The organism is Mucilaginibacter daejeonensis (assembly GCF_020783335.1).
Taxonomy (GTDB): Bacteria; Bacteroidota; Bacteroidia; order Sphingobacteriales; family Sphingobacteriaceae; genus Mucilaginibacter; species Mucilaginibacter daejeonensis.
In genome coordinates this window covers 38822-60600 of the sequence record NZ_CP086068.1, presented here as the reverse complement: position 1 = coordinate 60600, position 21779 = coordinate 38822, and the positions used below count along the sequence as shown (strand labels likewise).

At 47.4% G+C, this 21779-nt stretch carries 21 protein-coding genes; 13 read left to right on the top strand and 8 right to left on the bottom strand.

Translation table 11 applies throughout. The annotated features are described in order from the left end of the window. Positions 1–2 precede the first annotated feature (2 nt). The gene (gene nadB, locus LLH06_RS00255; protein WP_228171231.1) at positions 3–1595 is read right to left on the bottom strand and encodes an L-aspartate oxidase; all 1593 of its coding nucleotides are present in this window, start codon (positions 1593–1595) and stop codon (positions 3–5) included. Between the two features lie 411 nt (positions 1596–2006). Here nadB and nadA point away from each other — a divergent pair, with 411 nt between their 5' ends. From nadA to LLH06_RS00235, 4 genes are all read left to right on the top strand, one after another. After that, a complete protein-coding gene (nadA, locus tag LLH06_RS00250) occupies positions 2007–2999 on the top strand; it encodes a quinolinate synthase NadA (protein WP_228171230.1) in 993 nt (330 codons plus the stop codon). 512 nt (positions 3000–3511) lie between these two features. Then, positions 3512–6004 carry a TonB-dependent receptor gene (locus LLH06_RS00245; protein ID WP_317206697.1) on the top strand — a complete coding sequence of 831 codons (2493 nt, stop codon included), beginning with the start codon at positions 3512–3514 and terminating at the stop codon, positions 6002–6004. Positions 6005–6163: 159 nt separating this feature from the next. Then, the gene (gene pnuC, locus LLH06_RS00240) at positions 6164–6775 is read left to right on the top strand and encodes a nicotinamide riboside transporter PnuC (protein ID WP_228171229.1); all 612 of its coding nucleotides are present in this window, start codon (positions 6164–6166) and stop codon (positions 6773–6775) included. After that, positions 6772–7881, top strand: coding sequence for an acyl-CoA dehydrogenase family protein (locus LLH06_RS00235; RefSeq protein WP_228171228.1), 1110 nt, complete (start codon positions 6772–6774; stop codon positions 7879–7881). The genes pnuC and LLH06_RS00235 overlap by 4 nt, the downstream gene beginning before the upstream one ends. Positions 7882–7884: 3 nt before the next feature. On the opposite strand, the gene LLH06_RS00230 is transcribed toward LLH06_RS00235, so the two are convergent. Beyond that, positions 7885–8628, bottom strand: coding sequence for a hypothetical protein (locus tag LLH06_RS00230; protein ID WP_228171227.1), 744 nt, complete (start codon positions 8626–8628; stop codon positions 7885–7887). 131 nt (positions 8629–8759) lie between these two features. Next, the gene (locus tag LLH06_RS00225) at positions 8760–9389 is read right to left on the bottom strand and encodes an NAD(P)H-dependent oxidoreductase (RefSeq protein WP_228171226.1); all 630 of its coding nucleotides are present in this window, start codon (positions 9387–9389) and stop codon (positions 8760–8762) included. A 116-nt stretch (positions 9390–9505) separates the two neighbouring features. Here LLH06_RS00225 and LLH06_RS00220 point away from each other — a divergent pair, with 116 nt between their 5' ends. Then, a complete protein-coding gene (locus tag LLH06_RS00220; RefSeq protein WP_228171225.1) occupies positions 9506–10351 on the top strand; it encodes a DUF2911 domain-containing protein in 846 nt (281 codons plus the stop codon). A gap of 17 nt (positions 10352–10368) precedes the next feature. Here the strand turns inward: LLH06_RS00220 and LLH06_RS00215 are convergent, their stop codons facing one another. Together LLH06_RS00215 and LLH06_RS00210 are read right to left on the bottom strand one after the other, a co-directional pair. Beyond that, positions 10369–12081 carry a sodium:solute symporter gene (locus LLH06_RS00215; RefSeq protein WP_228171224.1) on the bottom strand — a complete coding sequence of 571 codons (1713 nt, stop codon included), beginning with the start codon at positions 12079–12081 and terminating at the stop codon, positions 10369–10371. Between the two features lie 114 nt (positions 12082–12195). Then, positions 12196–12390 (bottom strand): hypothetical protein, encoded by a 195-nt coding sequence (locus tag LLH06_RS00210; protein WP_228171223.1) that lies wholly within the window; start codon positions 12388–12390, stop codon positions 12196–12198. 207 nt (positions 12391–12597) lie between these two features. Between LLH06_RS00210 and LLH06_RS00205 the strand changes: the two genes are divergently transcribed. The 8 genes from LLH06_RS00205 (at position 12598) to LLH06_RS00170 (ending at position 19106) form a co-directional block, all read left to right on the top strand. Then, complete coding sequence (locus LLH06_RS00205; protein ID WP_228171222.1) at positions 12598–13074, top strand: nuclear transport factor 2 family protein; 477 nt, start codon at positions 12598–12600, stop codon at positions 13072–13074. 24 nt (positions 13075–13098) lie between these two features. After that, entirely contained in the window at positions 13099–13872 is a 774-nt protein-coding gene (locus tag LLH06_RS00200; protein WP_228171221.1) for an SDR family NAD(P)-dependent oxidoreductase, read from the top strand. A 75-nt stretch (positions 13873–13947) separates the two neighbouring features. Next, positions 13948–14778, top strand: a complete 831-nt coding sequence (kduI, locus tag LLH06_RS00195; protein WP_228171220.1) for a 5-dehydro-4-deoxy-D-glucuronate isomerase — start codon at positions 13948–13950, stop codon at positions 14776–14778. Positions 14779–14813: 35 nt separating this feature from the next. Beyond that, the gene (locus LLH06_RS00190; protein ID WP_228171219.1) at positions 14814–15512 is read left to right on the top strand and encodes a methyltransferase domain-containing protein; all 699 of its coding nucleotides are present in this window, start codon (positions 14814–14816) and stop codon (positions 15510–15512) included. 9 nt (positions 15513–15521) lie between these two features. Continuing rightward, positions 15522–16583, top strand: a complete 1062-nt coding sequence (locus LLH06_RS00185; RefSeq protein WP_228171218.1) for a sensor histidine kinase — start codon at positions 15522–15524, stop codon at positions 16581–16583. A 56-nt stretch (positions 16584–16639) separates the two neighbouring features. Further along, a complete protein-coding gene (locus LLH06_RS00180) occupies positions 16640–17290 on the top strand; it encodes a DUF47 domain-containing protein (protein WP_228171217.1) in 651 nt (216 codons plus the stop codon). 20 nt (positions 17291–17310) lie between these two features. Beyond that, a complete protein-coding gene (locus tag LLH06_RS00175; protein WP_228171216.1) occupies positions 17311–18318 on the top strand; it encodes an inorganic phosphate transporter in 1008 nt (335 codons plus the stop codon). 38 nt (positions 18319–18356) lie between these two features. Then, positions 18357–19106 carry a DUF4197 domain-containing protein gene (locus LLH06_RS00170; protein ID WP_228171215.1) on the top strand — a complete coding sequence of 250 codons (750 nt, stop codon included), beginning with the start codon at positions 18357–18359 and terminating at the stop codon, positions 19104–19106. A gap of 36 nt (positions 19107–19142) precedes the next feature. Here the strand turns inward: LLH06_RS00170 and LLH06_RS00165 are convergent, their stop codons facing one another. The 3 genes from LLH06_RS00165 to LLH06_RS00155 are packed head-to-tail and all read right to left on the bottom strand — an operon-like array spanning position 19143 to position 21779. Beyond that, complete coding sequence (locus LLH06_RS00165; protein ID WP_228171214.1) at positions 19143–20006, bottom strand: N-acetylglucosamine kinase; 864 nt, start codon at positions 20004–20006, stop codon at positions 19143–19145. Then, positions 20003–20389 carry a response regulator gene (locus LLH06_RS00160; RefSeq protein ID WP_228173322.1) on the bottom strand — a complete coding sequence of 129 codons (387 nt, stop codon included), beginning with the start codon at positions 20387–20389 and terminating at the stop codon, positions 20003–20005. Before LLH06_RS00160 ends, LLH06_RS00165 begins: the two co-directional genes overlap by 4 nt. A 55-nt stretch (positions 20390–20444) precedes the next feature. After that, a complete protein-coding gene (locus tag LLH06_RS00155) occupies positions 20445–21779 on the bottom strand; it encodes a TolC family protein (protein ID WP_228171213.1) in 1335 nt (444 codons plus the stop codon).

The following is a 21779-nucleotide window of genomic DNA, read 5'->3' as shown; positions in this document are numbered from 1 at the left end:
CTTTAAAATACCGTGTCTTTTAACACATCCGCATGTTCAGGATGATCGGTAGTATAGTGTAGTCCCCTGCTTTCCTTGCGCTCCATAGCCGATCTTACAACAATATATGATACCTGTATCAGGTTGCGCAACTCACACAATTTGACCGACAATTTGGTTCGTTTATAAAATTCTTCCGTTTCTTCATACAATAAACGCAAACGGCGCATGGCCCGCTCCAACCTAAAGTCAGACCGCACGATACCCACATAATCATTCATCAGGCGCTGCATCTCACGTATGTTGTGGGTCACTAATATATCCTCGTTAGAGAGCTGCACCCCTTTTTCATCCCATCCAGGTATGTTAGCAGGAACAACACTATGCTCAAATCGCTGTACCGCATCTTCGTAAATACGATGAGCAAATACCAAAGCTTCCAGTAACGAATTGGAAGCCAACCGATTAGCACCATGAAGGCCAGTTGAAGCACACTCACCGCATGCATACAGCTGTTGAATGGAGGTACGACCATGATGATCAACCATCACTCCTCCACACATGTAATGACACGCCGGCGATACGGGGATCATGTCCTTGGTCATGTCGATACCGATATCCAGGCACTTTGCATATATATTAGGGAAGTGGGCTAAGATGTCAGCCTTGCTTTTGTGACGTACATCTAAATAAACGTAATCCTCACCCGACTTTTTGATCTCGGCATCAATGGCACGGGCCACGATGTCGCGCGGCGCTAATGACTTGCGCGAATCATACTCCTGCATAAATTCTTCGCCGTTGGTGCGTTTCAAAACGCCACCAAATCCGCGTACGGCTTCAGATATCAGGAACGATGGATACTCACCCGGATTATATAAGGCGGTGGGATGGAACTGGATGAACTCCATATTGCGCACCTTACCTTTAGCACGATACACCATAGCCACGCCGTCGCCGGTAGCGATAACCGGGTTGGTGGTGGTAGCGTAAATATGCCCTGCACCGCCTGACGCCATCACCGTCACTTTGGATTCGATGGTCTCTACCTCTTTGGTCTCTGTATTAAAAGCATAAATACCATAACACTGAATGTCAGGACTCGACTTTTTCACCAGCTCGCCCAAATGGTGCTGGGTGATCAGGTCTACCGCAAAATGATGGGTTAGTATCTCAATATTCGGGTTCTGATGGATCTGCTCCAGTAAAGCGCGTTCCATCTCAAACCCGGTGATATCCTTATAATGTAATACCCTGAACTCGGAGTGACCACCTTCTTTAGCCAGATCATAAGCGCCAGAGTTGGTCTTATCGAAGTTGGTACCGTAATCGATGATCTCACGTATGCGTTCCGGACCTTCCTCCACCACTATCCTGACCACCTCTTCATCACACAGCCCATCACCGGCGATCAGGGTGTCCTCAATGTGCTTTTCAAATGAATCCTCTTTTTTATCCACAACTACGGCAACGCCGCCTTGTGCATACTTGGTGTTCGACTCATCTTCGCTGGCTTTGGTAACTATCAGTACCTTACCGTGTTTACCAGCTTTAAGTGCAAAACTTAATCCGGCAATGCCTGATCCTATCACCAGGAAATCCACATGTCTTGTCATAAAATAGTGTCTAATATGTGTAAAAGTACTACTTGTGTTAATAACCGCATCAAAAGATGTTAATTTTGCGTAGGTAAAAAGCTAATAAGTTTTGGATCGGTGGATAAGTTGGCGAAAAACAAAAGTTACTCCCAATTTGAAGTTCGGTTTCCGAGAGAATCCACACCGAAACTAACGATCACTGATCAGGGTATTAATCAACACATTTGGTTATTAACATACCTGTGAATAAAACCCTGCTATTGAAAATCAGTTATTTAAGTAAACCGAGTTGTGGATAACCTGTGGAAACAAGTGGAACAAGTTTGATAAGCAAAAAAAAATCGTTCAACTTACTCACGTAATTAACACTCTAATAACAATAGGTTTATTTTATATATATAATTAATTGTATTTATTGTAATGTTGGCAATGGACATTTTAGAAGAGATCAATATAAAAGGCTTTCATGAAGAAGAGATCGATCCCACACTCGACCTTTACGACGAGATAGCCAAACTCAAAAAAGAAAAGAACGCCGTGATCCTGGCGCACTATTACCAGGAAGGCGAGATACAAGACATTGCCGACTACATTGGAGACAGCCTGGGCCTATCACAACAGGCCGCTAAGACCGACGCCGACATCATTGTATTCGCCGGTGTGCACTTCATGGCCGAGACCGCTAAGATCTTATCACCCGAAAAGAAAGTGTTACTGCCTGACCTGAAGGCTGGCTGTTCTTTAGCCGATAGTTGTCCACCACATCTGTTCAAAAAGTTCAAAGAGCAGTACCCTGATCATTTGGTGATCACCTACGTGAACTGTACCGCTGAGCTGAAGGCTCTGAGCGATATCGTTTGTACCTCAAGCAATGCGGTACAGATCGTGGAAAGTTTACCGGCCGATCAAAAGATCATTTTTGGTCCTGACCGCAACTTAGGCGCCTGGGTAGCTAAAAAGACAGGCCGCGACCTGGTGCTGTGGAACGGTGCCTGTATGGTGCATGAGATATTCAGCCGTGAAAAGATCACTAAACTGACCGAGCGTTATCCTAACGCCAAGATACTGGCCCACCCCGAATGTGAAGAACACATCCTGCAGCTGGCCGATTACATTGGCTCTACCACCGGGATATTGAAATATGCTACTAACAGTGTGGAAAAAGAGTTCATAGTGGCCACAGAGTCGGGCATACTGCACCAGATGCAGAAAGATAACCCGGATAAGCTGTTTATACCCGCTCCACCGAATAATACTTGCGCGTGCAACGACTGCCCTCACATGAAACGAAACACGCTGGAGAAGCTTTATTTGTGCCTTAAGAACGAGATGCCTGAGATAACCTTACCAGCCGATATCATTGAGAAAGCCGTGAAACCGATCGAGCGCATGCTGGACATCTCAGCAAGCCTGGGGTTGTAAGCACAGTTATCCACATTTAGATTCCTGATGTGGGAATGTTCTATTGAGCGATTGCAAAATATCTTGAACGACCGATCGAACAATGATCAGATGAGGTATTTTGCAATCGCTCAATAAGACATTCTTTTTTATGATGTATTTGAAAGATAGACGATACCTACCATCGTCAACCATCAACTTATCCACAGCAAATTCCCAAAAAGTTAATAAAACGCATATATCTATTCCATTTCAGGAATAAAGATCTACATTTGCCTTGTAATTTCTTAAGGGGTGCCTTGCTTTGAGCGATCAAAACACAAAGACAGGCTGAGATCATACCCAAGGAGTTGTTAACATCATGGTCATGGAAGTAAGGACGCTTACTGATCGGCTACTTGAATGCTAACATCTTCCTGCACCTGATCCGGATAATGCCGGCGTAGGGAACAGAGGTAAAAATGTTAAGTGTACTGCCCGTAGTTTACTCCCTTAGCGGGCAGATGGTTTAACGCATCGTATTTTCACTGATTTTGAAAAAAATTTTTCCGGCGCTTTGCGCCATGTTGCTGCCACTTGTTGCGGCGGCACAGATCACCTTGACGGGCAAGGTGACCGACCAAAACACCGGTAAGCCATTACCAGGGGCAACTATCATTTTACAAGGCCAGCAAGCCAGGCCGAGCACCAGCACTTCGGCCGATGGATTCTACCGGTTCAGTAACTTGGCATCTGGTAGTTATGCAATGAAAGTGAGCTACATAGGATATCTGCTCAGCAGCAGGACCATACAACTTTCAGCTGATCAAAATATCAACATTGCCTTAGCGTCGGCCAACTTTACAGCCGATGAAGTGACCGTTAGCGCCACCCGGGCATCCGCCAAATCGCCAACAGCATTTACCAACCTCAAAAAGGCCGATATCGAGAAAAATAACCTCGGTCAGGACCTCCCCTACTTGTTGAACCAAACGCCATCGGTGGTCACCACTTCAGATGCCGGTGCTGGTGTAGGCTATACCGGTATCCGTATCCGTGGATCTGATGGTACGCGTATCAACGTGACGGTGAACGGTATACCGCTCAATGATGCAGAGAGCCAGGGAAGTTTCTTCATCAACCTGCCTGATTTTGCCTCATCGGTCAACAATATCCAGATACAGCGCGGTGTGGGCACGTCTACCAACGGTGCCAGTGCCTTTGGTGCCAGCTTGAACATCCAGACCAATACCCGTCGCGACAGTGCCTATGCCGAGATCAACTCGTCTGCAGGCTCATACGGTACGGTGAAGAATACTATTCAATTGGGGTCAGGTCTACTGAACGATCATTTTACCCTTGATGCACGCTTATCAAGGATAGCCTCTGATGGCTATATTGACAGGGCATCATCCAACCTGCTATCATACTACCTGAGCGGTGCCTGGTACGGTAAAAACGCCACTTTGCGCGCCAACGTTTTCGCCGGTAAAGAACGTACTTACCAGGCCTGGAATGGTATCCCCGATTACATAATCGGCGACGAAAAATATGCCGCATCAGTTGGGGTGACCGACGTACGCCGTTACAACGAATTGGGCCTCATATCAGGTACCGATTACAACAAAAGCTATTTTTATAAGGACCAAACCGATAACTACCAGCAGAACCATTACCAGTTGCTGTATGATCAGCAATTCAATAGTAAGTTATCATTCAGCGGTGCCTTGCACTATACCAAGGGCGGTGGTTACTATGAAGAATACAAAAAAGATCAGGATGTGACCAAATATGGCTTGAAGCCTGCCATTGTGAATGGTGCCCCAGTGAATACCACTAACCTGGTGCGTCGCCTGTGGCTGGATAATGACTTTTATGGTTTGACCTACTCTTTAAAATATCGTCCGCAAGATAAACTTAACCTGATCTTGGGTGGCGCTTATAATGAGTACAAAGGTGCTCACTTTGGTAACATCATTTACGCTGATCAGAGTACAGGCATCATCCCCAACTATGAGTACTATCGTGATGATGCAAAAAAGACGGACTTCAACACCTTTGCACGTGGTGAGTGGAACGTTGGTAACTTCTTGCTTTATGCCGACATGCAGTATCGCCACATTAATTACTCTTTCCTGGGTTTTGATCGTAACCTGAACAATGTTCAGCAGGATGTTAAACTGGACTTTTTTAACCCTAAGGCAGGTGTGACCTACAACATTAGCGATCGCAGTAATGTGTACGCATCCATAGCGGTTGGTAACCATGAGCCTAATCGTAACGACTATACCAACTCTACCCCCCAAAGCCGACCAAAGGCCGAGAACCTGAAAGATATAGAAGCTGGTTACCGCACTGCTGGTAAGAACTACAATGTGGGTATCAATGGTTTCTACATGATCTACAAAAATCAATTGATCTTGACCGGTGCACTGAATGATGTTGGGGCTGCGATCCGTAGTAACGTGGATAACAGTTACCGCGCCGGTATGGAGCTGGACGGTAAAGTGGTGATCGTTCCACAGCTGACCTGGGCCGCTAACGCTACGTTCAGTACCAATAAGGTGAAGGACTATCAACGTTTCCTTGAAAATTACGATACCGGTGCTTTTGTTGAACAGAGTTACAAAAAGGCTGATCTGTCATTCTCTCCATCGGTGATCGCTGGTAGCGAGATCAGTTACTCACCGGTGAAGAATGGTAGCATTGCATTGTTAAGCAAGTATGTGAGCAGGCAGTACCTGGACAATACATCGAACGTGAATGTGGGCCTGACCACTGATCCGGCGGTTGCCAACAACAAATACGCAACGAACCGCTACCTGGATGGTTACTTTGTGAACGATGTTCGGCTGAACTACAATTTTGCAATGAAGGGTATCAAGAATGTGGGAATAACTTTGTTAGTGAACAATATATTCAGCACCAAATACATCTCTAATGGAGCTACTTACACCGCAATAAGTGGTGGATATGTGTATAACTACAACTACTTGTACCCACAAGCACCGATCAACTTTTTAGCCGCATTGAATTTGAGGTTTTAACAGCCCCTCCCTAACCCTCCCCGGAAGGGAGGGACTAAGATCAGATCATAACCGTCATGCCGAACTTGTTTCGGCATCCCACAGGTAGGTGAATACCTGTCAGGCATAGAATATGGGATGCTGAAATAAATTCAGCATGACGTGATAAAAGAAAATACCATGCAACAATGGATAGACCTGTTGACCGAGCAAATGCGTCACACCACCTGGTTGGAGTGGGTGGCCGTACTGATGGGTGTTGCCGAGGTGTTACTGGCTCGTAAAAATAACGTGTGGTTATATCCGGCAGGCATCGCCGGGTCGGCCATTACGATCACTTTATTGCTGGAGGTAGGGCTTTATGCAGAGGCCGGCCTGAGCGCCTATTACGTGGTCATGAGCATTTACGGCTGGTACTTATGGTTACGCCAAACGGGTAAGCCACCCTTAAAAGTGGCCTGGGCAACGCGTAATGAGTGGATGATCACTTTGCTCATCGCTTTTGGCGGCTGGGGAGTGATCTATCTGCTGCTGCATCATTTCACCTCTTCCACAGTACCGGTTTGGGATGCGTGGGTATCATCTACTGCCTGGGCAGGTACCTGGTTGCTGGCCCGCAGGCGGGTCGAAAATTGGGTGGTACTCAACGTATCTAATCTGTTCGCTATCCCGTTACTGTTCCACAAACAATTGATCCTATTTGCGGCGCTTACCATCTTTTTATTCATCGTGGCCATTTTTGGCTTTGTAGACTGGATGAAGATCGCCCGCCAAAAAGCTTATACCGCATGACCAATAACGTCTCACATCCATCTGCCCTGTTAAAGCCCGAATGGGTGAGCATGATACGCCAACACGCTTTTGCAGCCGAACAGGCAGGCCTGTTAATGCCCGAACAACTGGAACTGATCTATGAGCAGAAATGGTTCAAGCTGTTAGTGCCTCAGGAGTATGGCGGGTTACAAATGCCCTTGAACGACCTGGTGCGCTTGGAAGAGGCTTTAAGCTGGGCCGACGGCAGCTTTGGTTGGACGGTAACGCTTTGTACCGGTGCGGGATGGTTCGGTGGTTTCACGGATCCGGGCGCTTCGCGCCGGATATTTGCTGATCCTAAAGTATGTTTGGCCGGCAGCGGTGCCTCTACCGGTACGGCCGAGGTGACCGATGGAGGATACCTGCTTAATGGACACTGGCGTTATGCAAGTGGCGTACGCCATGCTACCCATTTTACCGCTAACTGCATAATTCAGCAGGATGGTCAAAATAGGACCAATGCCGATGGTTCACCGCTGATACTGCCCTTTGTGGTGAATAGTGATCAGGCTACGCAAATGTCGGCCTGGAAATATATCGGGATGATGGGAACCGGGAGCCACGCCTTTACCATGGGTAATGCCTTTGCCCCTACCGATCGCTGTTTCAAGATCGATCCGGCAGCTGCGGTGATCAATGATCCGCTATATCGTTACCCATTCATGCAACTGGCCGAGGCTACTTTGGCCGCCAACCTTTCAGGCATGGCCATTCATTTCATGGACCTGGCCCAGCCTATATTGGATAAAAAGGTGGTCGAGTCGAGACGGATGACCCCTCAGCATGGTGAAGAAATGATGAGGATATACACGGAGCTGAAAGAAGAATTACAACACCTTCGCCAACTGTTTTATGAAGCCTTTGATGCATCTTGGGAAGCCGGCTTATTAGATATTTACACCACCGACACCTTAACTCCGGTAAGCATCACCAGCCGTAAACTGGCACGAGCCTCGCGCGAGATCGTGGACAAATTGTATCCTTATTGCGGATTGCAAGCCGCCTCACCTGATACTGAGATCAATTTGGCCTGGCGCGACCTGCACACGGCCAGCCAACATGCGTTACTAACCTTCGACGTGTAGAAGCTATCTATACTCTATTTTTCTCTCGTAAATATATACAGGTTTATTTTTATAAAAATGATGAGCTACTGTCCAATTATCAAGTTTATCATATTTTAAGTATTTGATTAAGTATTCGCTTATTAACTTTTGACCTTCGTAAGCTGATACCTTCTCCTCAAATCCTTTGTCATTAAAACTAGAAACATCCTTACGGGCTGGCTTACCATCATTTTTTAACTCTTCAGTCTCAACGATATGTCCATTACGATCCACTTTATATTTTGTGGTGGATTTCAGACTGCCGTCACCACTATATTCTTTTCCTTCAGTGAGGTCCCCACCTTCAAAAAGGTACTTTGTTTTAGACTCCAGCTTTTTACCTTCAAATTGATTAGTTTCAATACGATGGCCTTCATTATCGTAAATATGCTCAAACTCTGTTAAGCCCGTTTTAAGGTCAATTAAAGCTATCCATTCACCTTTACGATTGTATTTACGAATAACTTCAGAAGTATCTGCTTTAGTACTATCAAACATGGAGATATATGTCGCTTTTTGAATGTTTCCCTTTTCGTCAAAGTTTTCAACATCATAATTAATAAGTCTTCCTTTGCTGGTCTCTCCAAATTTTTCAGAGGCCTCATACATGTATTGACTTATCTTTAATACTTTTCCATTAGGTTTTCCCTCGAACGGATCTTTCTTTGTCGATAACGAACAAGAAGCAAAAAGGACAGCTATCAGGATAGGTAAAGCTATTTTCATGTATGATAAAGTTTAAGCGATGAATATATGCAATACCTGAGGTAAGTCAAGAGCTGAATGGTCACGCAGCGGTATAAAAAAAAAGGAAGCTTGATATCAAGCTTCCCCTCTATTCTATATATTCTTTTAGCTTATATACGGATGAACAGATCTTTGTCAGACTTACGCACCTTGGCCATGTTGGCGTAAGGGTCTTCGTCAGAGCGGTAGCCTATAGTGGCCATTACTGTGGCGGTCAGTCCTTTTTCTTTAAGACCCAATATCTCATCATATTTATCTGCTTCAAAACCTTCCATTGGGCATGAGTCGATCTGTAGTTCAGAAGCTGAGCTGATCAATACACCCAACGCGATGTAAGCTTGCTTTTTAGCCCAGTTAATATTCTCTTCGCGGCTCAGGCGGCTTACACTACCCAATACATATTGTTCAAAACCGCTCAGGTCCTCACGTTTTACACCACGTGCACTGGCCATCTCATCTATATAGGCTTTCACGTAATCCTCGTCAATGTTGGTCTCCACCGCGAAAACGATCACCTGTGAGGCATCAGTAAGCTGTGACTGGCCGTAAGAGGCTTCTTTTAAACGTTCACGTACGGCTGGGTCCTCTACCACAACGATCTCATAATGTTGCAGGCCGAACGATGACGGCGCCAGTTTAACGGTCTGTAACAGATGCTCCAGCTTATCGGCCGGGATCTTTTTGGTGTTATCGAATTTTTTGGTGGCATAGCGCCATTCCAAACCTGTTTTTAGTGACATGTTATTATGTTATGTATTGAACGCAAATGTATGTGTTCCAACATGTAACAGTATAATTTGTTTGTCATCACTTTCTTGTTCTATATTTGATCCACACACAATAGCTTCAACAACAAATGAAAAAGATCTACATCTTGTTACTGGCCATCGCTTTGGCCGGCGGTGCCTCCAGTGTTAGCGCACAGGGATTTAAAATGCCACAAGCCAGTTCGGCACAGACCATTACGCAGGAGCTGGGTTTAGGCAGCATTACCGTTACCTACTCGCGCCCGAACACCAAAGGCCGTAAGATATTTGGTGCACTGGAGCCTTATGGTAAAGTATGGCGTACAGGTGCTAACTCGGCCACGGTGATCAAATTTGCTGATGAGGTGACGATCGAAGGCAACAAGGTACCAGCCGGCGAATACGCGTTATTCACCATCCCTGACCCTAAAGAATGGACCGTGATCCTGAACAAGACCACCAAACAATGGGGTGCTTACGAATACAAACAAGCCGACGATGCATTGCGCTTTAAAGTGAAGCCAATGAAGACCTCGGCTTTGGTAGAGACCTTTACCATCCAATTTAACAACGTGACCACCTCGGCCGCCGATATGTACCTGGCCTGGGAGAATACCGCCTTGAACCTCCACATCACTACCGAGGTTGATGCCCGTGTGATGGCTAACATCGATGCGGCCATGAAAGGTGAAAAGAAACCTTACTTCTCGGCCGTTCAATACTATTACGAGAACAACAAGGACATGAAAAAGGCTTTAGAGTGGGCTACAGAGGCAGAAAAGACCAACCCTAAAGCAACTTACTATAAATTGTGGAAGGCACGTGTGCAATTGCGTATGGGCGATAAGGCCGGCGCGATCGCTACCGCTCAGGAAGGCGTACGTTTAGCCAAAGATGAAAAGAATGACGAGTATGTGCGCCTGAATGAGGCCGTGATCGCTCAAGCTAAAAAATAATGATCATTTTAATATGATCAATGGCCCGGTGCATTAGGTACCGGGCTTTTTTGTTTCATTAAAGGCTGTATCAATAACGCGATGATGACCACGCTCAAGCACCCGATCACGTTCAACCATAGGTAAGCCACCGCATTGGTATAACCACAAATGATCACCACAGCTTCACCCAATATAGCGGCTATAAATACGGCTTGGGCATTGATCCATTTCAGGTAAAACGCCACTATAAAAACGCCCAGTATCACCCCATAAATGTAAGATCCCAATTTATTGACCGCCTCCAGTAGGTTACCTAACTGCCCGGCATACAAGGCCATACCCAGGCAAACCACACCCCAAAAAACGGTGGCCAAACGGGAAGCGGTCACATACTGATGATCGGTGGCGTTCTTGTTGATCACGCGCTTATAAATGTCGATCACGGTAGTGGAAGCCAAAGAGTTCAATGCGCTGGCGGTAGACCCCATCGACGCTAAAAATACGATGGCGATCAGCAAGCCTACCAATCCGCGCGGAAGGTAATGCGTCACAAAGGTGAGGAACACATAATTAGTGTCGTTCACATCGGCCAGCGCATTATTGTGTTTCATGAGGCCGAGGCCTTGTTTACGTAGGGTGTCGGTCAAGGCCAGGCTGTTTCTCAATGCTTTTTGAGCGGTGGCTGCCGCCTGATAGTTGCCGGTGTTCACAGCATTTACATAAGCTTGTGCGTTAGCTTTACGCTGAACAGCGGCCTCGGCATACTGTTTCTCGATGGTGCGATACTGCGTAGCGTAAGTGCTCTTTTGGATGTGGTCCACCTCGTTCTGGTTAAAGAACATGGGCGGGGCATTGAACTGATAGAACGAGAACACCAGTATACCGATCAACAAGATCAGGAACTGCATCGGTATCTTGATCAGTCCGTTCATGATCAGCCCTAAGCGGCTTTGCCCTATTGAACTACCCGTTAGGTATCGGCCTACCTGGCTTTGATCGGTACCGAAGTATGATAGCTGCAAAAAGAAACCACCGATGATACCGCTCCAAACGTTATACTGGTTATTGGGATCAAAGTGCCAGTCGATCACATTGAGCCGACCGAGCTTACCCGCCAGTTGCAGCGAATTCTTGAACCCTACCCCATCGGGCAGTAAAGTGATCACCACCACACCAGCCAGGAACATGCCAGCGAATATGATGCTCATTTGCAGCATTTGCGTGTAGGATACCGCCTTGGTACCACCCCATACGGTATACACGATCACCAGCGTTCCAATAAATACCGTAGTATAGATCACGTTGATCTGTAAGATGGATGACAGGATGATCGATGGGGCATAAATGGTGATACCCGTAGACAAGCCTCGTTGGATCAGGAACAATATAGAGGTTAGCACCCGGGTACGCAGGTCAAAACGCTGTTCCAGGTACTCATAGGCAGTGTATACCTTAAGCTGATGAAATATTGGGACGAAGGTGATGCACAGCACGATCATAGCCAGAGGCAGGCCGAAATAGAACTGCACAAAGCGCATCCCATCAGAGTAGGCCAGCCCCGGGGCGGATAGAAAAGTGATAGCGCTGGCTTGAGTGGCCATCACCGAAAGGCCAACGTGGTACCAGGGTAATGATCGTCCCCCTGCCAGGTATTGCTCCAGATCGTTACTTTGTCTGCTTTTGTACAGCCCGTAGCCTACTATAGTGAGCAGGGTAACGATGAGAACGATCCAGTCGGCTAAGCTCATTTAAAATGGATAGTGATGAGCCAAAAGATAAAAACCAAAAGAACCAGCCATACGATAACGATACCGTAGAACTGGTTCCAGTTTTTTATAAATGAAGGGAGGTCCTTATCGTGCCTATTCGGCGTCATAACGGCCTCTCACCAGGAACTTGATAAAAACCGCAGCGGTCAGCAGACCTAACACGGCACCTACCGGGATGTAAATGAAACCTTGGTTAACTACCGCGCCTACAAAAAGGCCGGCCACTAAACCGATCAGGTAAAAATAAGTATCTTGATTTTCTTCTTGTTTGTGATGATGATGTGCCATAATGATCTATGCTATTGCTGCAAAAGTAACCGAATATGATATTGATACAAAACTTTAACGCCATAAGTTTGACATGAGTTGATCGGGCATACTGTGGTGGTGGGGTTTATTCAAAAAAACATAGGTTTGATCAATTAAGCAATTACATTTGCAATGTATCCTGCACGTTGCCTAACATTTGCCATTCATTCTTTTAACAGTAATGCCATGAAGAACACCAAGCTTATCAGAACCGCACTGATCGCTATGATCATCACCACATCGGTCATCTCTGCAAAGGCACAAAAAATGCCGGGCGTACGCGCTCAAAAAGCGGTAGAAGAATCGGTGGACCAGCTGCGGAAACTGATGCTTGACCCTGATAGCGCCAAACTTGCGGCCATCGCGTCTGACAAATTAAGCTACGGCCACTCGAGTGGTAAGGTACAGAACAAGCAGGAATTCATCCACTCTTTTACCAGCGGTGATTCTGATTTTACCACGCTGGAATTCACCGATCAGTCCATCACCGTGTCGGGCAACACTGCCATCGTAAGGCATACGCTTACCGGTGCCACCAATGATAAAGGTAAAGCACCCGGAACAGCTAAATTGCTGATCATGCTGGTATGGCAAAAGCAAAAACAAGGTGGCTGGGTACTGCTGGCCCGTCAGGCCGTTAAATTCCCTGAGCCGGCCAAATAACATCCGATCAACATAATCCAGATCATGAGTAATACATCGTCCCTGTTCGATCTTACAGGAAAGACCGCCCTTGTGACCGGCGGCAACAAAGGTATAGGTAAAGGTATGGCCGTGGGCCTTGCCGAGGCTGGTGCCGACATTATTGTGGTATCAGGCTCGGTTGAGCTTGAAGGCAGCGCTATCGAGAAAGAAGTGACCGCCCTTGGCCGTAAGTTCAAAGCCTACCAGGCCAACCTGAGCGATCGCGATGGTCTGTACGCTTTTATCGAGAAAGTACTGGCCGAGAATTCACGTATCGATATCCTGGTGAACAATGCCGGCACCATTATGCGTAAACCTGCTGCCGAACATCCTGACGAGTGGTGGGACAGCGTCTTGTCATTGAACCTTGACGCACCGTTCATCCTGGCGCGCGAGTTGGGTAAGCACATGATCGATAACGGCAGCGGTAAGATCATTTTCACTTGCTCGTTACTCACCTTCCAGGGTGGTATCAATGTACCGGGTTACGCCGCCAGCAAGGGTGCTTTGGGCAGCCTGGTCAAAGCTTTGGCTAACGAGTGGGCCAGCAAGGGCGTCACCGTGAATGGTATCGCTCCGGGCTACATCGCTACCGATAATACCGAGGCCTTACGCAATGACCCTGATCGCAGCAAAAGCATTTTAGATCGTATACCTGCAGGCCGTTGGGGCGAGACAGAAGATTTCAAAGGACCAGCCGTATTCCTGGCATCGGCCGCGGGCAATTACGTGAATGGACACATCCTCACCGTTGATGGTGGCTGGATGGGAAGATAAAACAGACGAGAGCCAAGAAACGAGAGTCAAGAACCAAGAACACCTTTAAGGTGACCGGAACACCATATCAACAACATGGAAATAAGATTTGAACATAGCAAGAAAGAAGTAAGCCGCATGACCACCGAAGAACTGCGTGAAGCGTTCATGGTGGAGAATTTGATGCAGGCCGATAAACTGACCAAAGTATACTCACATTACGATCGTACCATTGTAGGCGGTGTGAAACCGGTAAATTCCGAAGTAGTGTTAGAGAATCATCCTGAACTGCGTGCAGAGTACTTTTTGGAGCGCCGCGAATTAGGTATCATCAACGTTGGCGGCAGTGGCGTGATCACCGCCGATGGCGAGACCTACCAACTGGAAAAATTAAGCTGCCTTTACCTGGGCAAGGGCACTAAGGATGTGGTTTTTAAAAGCGTTGATCCGGCTAACCCCGCCGTTTATTACCTGTTATCGAACCCGGCACACGCCAACTTTCCTAACCGGTTAATGACCAAGGAAGAGGCCGCACCGGTGCAAATGGGCGATATCACCACCTCTAACAAACGCACCATTTACAAATACATTCACCTGGACGGTATACGCAGTTGCCAGTTGGTAATGGGTTTGACCGTATTGGAGACCGGCAGTGTTTGGAACTCGGTACCACCACATACCCATACCCGCCGTACCGAAGTATATTTTTATTTCGACCTTCCTGATACCCAGCGTTTGTTCCATTTTATGGGCGAACCGCAGGCCACCAAAAGCCTGGTGCTGCAAAACCATGATGCCGTGATATCGCCGCCATGGAGCGTACACTTTGGCTGTGGTACCAGCAACTATGCCTTTATTTGGGGTATGGCCGGCGAGAACCAGGTATATACCGACATGGACCCTTTAGCGGTGGTAGATGTTAAATAAGATCATCTTTTGATACAAAGAAAGCAACAAACCCGATGATCGATCTGCGCCGACGTATAACCGGGGTAGATGAGATCATGGATGATCTTGAATTGCCCGCCGATCAGCTTGCGCCCGTGCTGAGTGGCCTGGAGCGTTTGAACAAGTGGTTCGGCGGGCATAAGACCATTATCAAAGCCCTGAAACATTTCCCAGTGCGAGCCAACGATCACGTGAGCGACTGGGGATGCGGTGGCGGCGATGTATTGCGGGCCATTGCTCAATGGGCCGCCAAAAAAGGCCTTCCGCTACGGTATATCGGTATCGATGCTGCGGCATCAGCAGTGGATATAGCGCGGGAACGTAATGCCGGTATCTATAATATCAATTACCAGCAGGCCGATGTATTGAATACCACGCTAAATGAGCAGTATGATGTGGTGATCTCCAATTTGTTCACTCACCATTTTGAGGATGAGGTTTGGGTAAAGCTGATCGGCAACATGCTGCGCAGCTCGCGCCGTGGCGTGATCATTACCGATCTGCACCGTCACTGGTTGTTGTATTACTCCTTACAGGTGATCTTCAGGTCCATCATTCCTAACAAGATCATGTTATATGATGGTCCGCTGTCGGTAAGGCGTGGCTTCAAACGGTCAGAACTGAAAAAGCTACTGGCTCAGGCAGGCGTTACCCATTACCAGATCAAATGGAAATGGGCGTTCCAGTGGTTGGTGGTGATCCATAAAACGTAACTTTACCGTATGAAACTCAGCGTACTGGTATTCATCAATGCACTGGCGGTAGCCATTACCCTATCGGTCGTCAATTTTTATTTCAGGCACAATTGGGTCGATGTGGCCGTCACGTTCTCCATCAGCTTTATTACGGCCTATGCGGTATTCTATTACCTGATCGAGAAGTATGTTTACTCCAAGATCAAGCTCATCTATAAACTGATCCATAACCTGAAACTGGGACGCGACCTGCGCGACGCCCTCGGCGAATCAACCAGTACCGACCCTATCGGTGATGTGGAGCAGGAGGTAAAGGACTGGGCACGCGAAAAAAAATCAGAGATCGAGCAGCTGCGCAGCCAGGAAAAGTTCCGCCGCGAGTTCCTGTCCAACATCTCGCACGAGTTTAAGACACCATTATTTGCCATACAAGGCTATCTGGAAGCCGTTATGGACGATGAATTTGAGGATAAGGATATGGCCATGCAGTTCCTGCAAAAGGCCGAACGTAACGTAGGACGATTAAGTTACCTGATCAAAGACCTTGACGAGATCTCGAAACTGGAATCGGGCCAGATACCGATCAATTTTTCCAGATTCAAGATCAATGATCTGATCCGTGAAGTATTCGAACAACTCGAACTCAAAGCCAAGCAACATCATATCAAGCTCATATTTAAAGAAAAATATGACGAGGATATATTGGTATCGGCCGATCGTGATAAGATATGCCAGGTACTGATCAACCTGATCGATAATTCTTTTAAGTATGGTAAAGAGGGCGGCAGTACATCGGTAAGCTTATTTGAACTGCATGATCAGGTACTGGTGGAGGTGACCGATGACGGCGCTGGTATCAACGAAAAGTACCTTCCACGCTTATTTGAACGCTTTTATAGGATAGATAGTCACCGTTCGAGGCAGATCGGTGGTTCAGGTTTAGGTTTAGCCATTGTTAAGCACATCATTGAGGCGCATGAGCAAACCATCAGCGTGCGCAGTACCGAAGGCGTAGGTTCTACCTTTAGCTTTACTTTGCAAAAGGTGAAACAGCTACCCTTCCCGGTGATACCGGTATTAAAGAGTTAACAATAACTTAACATTGCAAACCTACCTTTGCGCTAATAACTATTGCATTAAGTATAATGTCACTGAACAGCATATTCCAATACTTTGTCCCTAAGGATAAAAAAGTATTCTTCCCGTTATTTGAGCAGGCAGCTAATAACGTAGTAGCCATGGCCACCGTATTGGTAGAGGCCGTGAACTCTAAAAGCGAAGAAAGCCGTGCCGAATACTTCAAGCAGATCGATAAGCTGGAGAACAAAGGTGATGATCTGACCCACCAGATATACCTCGAATTAGGTAAGAACTTTATTACCCCGTTCGACCGTGAGGATATTCATGCTTTAGCGACCGCTATTGATGATGTGGCCGACTATATACAGGGATCGGCCAACCGTATGCTGTTGTACAACATTGAGGATTTTACCGAGCCGATCTGCAAACTGGCCGAGCTGATCCTACAAGGCAGCATTGACCTGGAAAAAGCCGTGCGCGAACTGAAGGACCTGAAGAACGTACGTAACATCGCCGATTCATGCATCCGCATCAACAGCGTGGAGAACCAGGCCGATTACGTTTTTGATCGCGCCGTTGCCGACCTTTTTTTGTACGAAAAAGATGCCCTGCGCCTGATCAAATACAAAGAGATATTGGCCGCTCTGGAGACCGCTACCGATATGTGCGAGGATGCTGCCAATGTAATGGAATCGATACTGGTAAAGAACGCTTAATTGTTTCAACCCACACTCACATGGTAACTTCCCTGCTTGTTGTTGTAGTTTGCCTGGCACTGATATTTGATTTCATTAACGGATTTCATGACGCTGCCAACTCTATAGCCACCATCGTATCTACCAAGGTACTCACCCCTTTTCAGGCGGTGATCTGGGCTGCAGCCTTCAACTTCCTGGCGTTCTTTTTGATCAAAGAACACAAGGTGGCCAACACCGTGGCTAAAACGGTACACGAGCACTTTATCACCATGGATGTGATCCTGGCGGGCCTGATCGCGGCCATAGCCTGGAATTTGCTTACCTGGTGGTTCGGTATACCATCAAGCTCATCACACACACTGATCGGTGGTTTTGCCGGCGCGGGTATGACCAACGCCATCTTCATGGGCATCAACCCCATCACCGCGGTCGATTCGGCCTCTATATTACGTATCGCAGCTTACATATTCCTGGCACCATTGATCGGTTTGGTCATCGCCTATGTGATCACGATCATCATTCTGCATATATTCAAAAATTTCAGGCCTGCTGTGGCCGAACGCTGGTTCAAAAGCGTTCAGCTGATCTCATCGGCCGCGTTGAGCTTTGCCCACGGTGGCAACGATGCGCAAAAGGTAATGGGTATCATCTACGTGGCCCTTTTTACCTCTGGTGTGATCGAGAACGGCGCCAAGATGCCTGAGTGGATCCCGCTGGCCTGCTACAGCGCCATTGCCGCCGGCACCATGAGCGGTGGCTGGAAGATCGTGAAGACCATGGGTAGCAAGATCACCAAGGTAACTCCGCTGGAAGGTGTGAGCGCCGAAACAGCTGGTGCCATCACCCTGTTCATGACCGAGCGTTTAGGTATTCCGGTATCTACCACGCATACCATCACCGGTTCAATCATAGGTGTAGGTTTGACCAAACGTGTATCGGCCGTACGTTGGGGCGTTACCATCAACCTGTTATGGGCATGGATCATCACTATCCCGATATCGGCTCTGGTAGCCGCTGCGGTGTTCGCGGTGATGCACTACTTATAAAAACTTTTCTTAATGGCTTTTGTCATATATCTTGACCTATGAAAAAGCTTGCACTTGCCTCATCGCTGGTATTGGTCTTTGCGGCCACCAGTAGCTGTGATACCCTGAACGCTGCCGTTAATAACGGTGGCATCGGTTCGTACGACCCTAACCAAAGTGTTCCCTCATCGCTTGAGATGATCAGCGGGTTAAGGCAGGCACTGGAGCAGGGCACCAATAAAAGTGTTAACCAGTTAGGTTCGGTCAACGGTTTCTTTGGCAACCAGGCCGTTAAACTATTATTCCCGCCCGAGGCGCAAAAAGCCGAGGCTACCTTACGTAAGTTAGGCCTTAACAAGCTTTGTGACGATGTGATTTTGTCGCTCAACCGTGCTGCCGAGGATGCCGCCAGCAAGGCTGCTCCCATCTTTATATCGGCTATCAAGCAAATGACCGTTAAGGACATCACCGACATTTTGCTTACCGGCCAAAAAGATGCCGCCACCAACTACTTTGCAAGGGTGACCACCAGCCAGCTCACCGATCAGTTCAAGCCGGTGATCCATAACAGCCTATCCAAGGTTGGTGCAACCCGCTTTTATAGCCAGGCCGTCACCACTTACAACAAGATACCGCTCGTATTTAATAAACTGAACCCCGACCTGGATGCCTATGTGACACAGAAGGCCATTGATGGCTTGTTCTATCGCATAGCGCAGGAAGAACTGAACATACGCACCAGCCTCTCGGCACGTACCACGCCATTACTGCAAAAGGTATTTGGATATGTACAAAAAAAGACCAGCTAAGCGGTCTTCAACATCCTAAAAATATTGGGATAATCCTTAGTTGGCTATCTGGTGATCACGCTCCAGTAGAAAGCTTACCAGCTCATCTATAGGTTGCCTGATGATCTTACCGGCCGATATACCACTGGCGGCACACAATTCCCGTAACTCTTCCTGGAAAAAATACGCGATCGATCCCACAAAATGGCAACTAACCTCGGTATGTTGAGGGAACGAACGAATGTTGGTATCGATGAATTCCTGTAAGCCGTTGCGAATCAGTTCCTGCCCGTAGGAGGTATCCCTGATATCGGTCAGGAACTTGGCGAATGAGGCCAGATATGAGTTGGCGCCACGCTTAAAATATACGTTATTGATCACGTCGTCTTTGGTCAACTCATAGGTCTTCTTGAACAGCTGGCATACATCGGCAGGCATCTTGCCATACAAATGATCGGTCACCAAAGCTTTGCCGAACCATGTACCTGATCCTTCATCGCCTAAAATGTAGCCAAGACCATGCTTGCCGCTGGTCACTTCCTCACCGTCAAAGAATGAAATGTTAGATCCCGTACCCAATACGCAAACCAGCCCCTTGCGGGTGCCACAGGTGGCGTAGGCCGAGCCTAACAGGTCGCTGTCTACACTAATGAAGGCGCGCGGAAAAAGTTGTGTGAGCGCGTTAGAGACCACCTCGCGGCGATCGGGATTGGAGCAGCCTGCTCCAAAAAAATAGATCTCCTGAATAAGCGGGAAATGGTTCACCATTACCGGGGCCTGATCTTGGATGATCTTGATCATCTCCTTTTCATTCAAAAAGAAGGGATTGAGCCCGCCTGTACTGAATTTGACCGGCGGTTGCTTGTTCGAGGCCAGCACCCAGTCGGTCTTTGAGGATCCGCTATCGGCTACTAAGATCATGCAGTAAGTTCTTCCAGTATCTTTTGGGTGATCGGCTTATGAATGAACTGGGTAATGTATTTGTTCTGTCCTGAACGTTTCACATCCACCGGATCCAATGATGATGACAGCATGAAGATCTTATTGGCGGTCTTATCGTTCTCGGCCAGCTTATCGTATTCCTGCAAGAACTCGAAACCGTTCATGAGGGGCATACGCAGGTCAAGGAATATGACATCAGGCTTTAATGAACCGTGGCGTATCATGTCAATAGCCTCAGTAGCTGATTGCTTCACCACAATATTCTCCGCAAAATTGCTGCTCTCCAGTATGCGTCGGGTCACAAAGTTATCGATGTAGTTGTCATCGATAAGGAGGCAAGTTTTAAAGCCGGTGTCTATCACGCTCAAATTTAACCTTTTAACCGAAATAAAAAAATAAGCCTTTGTAATAAATTTTTTACTCGATACCCATTTTACCGGTGATCTGTTTCAATGTGATCTCGGCCGCTTTCGATTGAAATTCAGCATCATAGAAGATCAGCGTAGCGTTCAAATAGTTACGTTGCGCCTCCCTTATCTCGAGCGGAGTGATTGCTCCTAACCGGTATTTCTCTAACGATATCTCCAAACTTTTACGGGCTATATCCACATTGGCACGACCCGCTTTGATCAGTTCCAGGCCCGACAGGTAACTGCTGTACAGGGTCGATATCTGTGCCTCCACATCATTACGCGTACGGGCTATATTGATCTGCGCATTGGCGATCTGTAGCTTGGCATTACGCTCGCGCCGCCACTGGTTAAAACCATCGAATATGTTAATGGTGGCGTTAAGGCCGTAGGTAAAACCACGTGCGTTCTGTAAGCGGGCAAAGCCTGCCGGGTTACGGCTATTGTTGAACTGGTAGCCCGAACTCACACCGATGAGCGGGTAACGGCTCGACCGTACCTGCTTTAAATTAATGTCAGACAAGCGCCTGTTGATAGATGCCGATAACAGAGTAGGGTTCTGAACCTGAGCCTGTTCAATGATCGGCCCGAGTTTGAGTTGCTCATCAACCAATATCGTATCGGCCACATTAAATTCTGTTTCGGCATTGCGGCTTAGCAGGCGGTTCAGCTCGATCTTGCTGGCTTTGAACTGCTGTTGCTGACCGATCAGGGTAGCGGTATCAGTGTTGAGGGCTACCTGCGCGTTGTACACATCGAGGCGGGCTACCCGGCCAGCCTCAAAACGGTCCTGAGCATAACGGATCTGCTTGCGCGATATATCGATAACACCCTTTAGCGCCTTGATCTGCTTTTGCTGGTTCACAAGGTCGTAATAGGTGGTCATCACGCTGGCCACGGTCTGTAGAACGGTGTCTTGCGTACGCACACGGCCCAGCTTTTCCAGTTCTTTTAAACGATCATAGGTAGCGAACATGTTGAACCCGTCAAATATCGTCCAATCTAACCCCACGCCGTAGCTGTTGTTACGGTTGTTGGCGTTAATGATGTTGTTCACCGTATTGTCGCTCCGGGTTTGGGTGGTGGTCTGGATACTGTTGCTCAGGGTATAGTTACCGGTCACCAACGGAAGTATGCCGGCGTTGCCGATCGTCACATTATTACTGGCAATGGCCGACGAATTGCGCGATATCTTAATGTTGAAATTATTCTGCAAGGCACTGTCCAGCGCATCCTTTAAGGAGAGCACCGGCGCGTTGGGCACTTTGGTCTCCTGGGCCAGTGCCGTAAAAGGTAATGTAAGGCAGCTTAGTGCTATTAGCAGTAGTTTATATACTCTCAT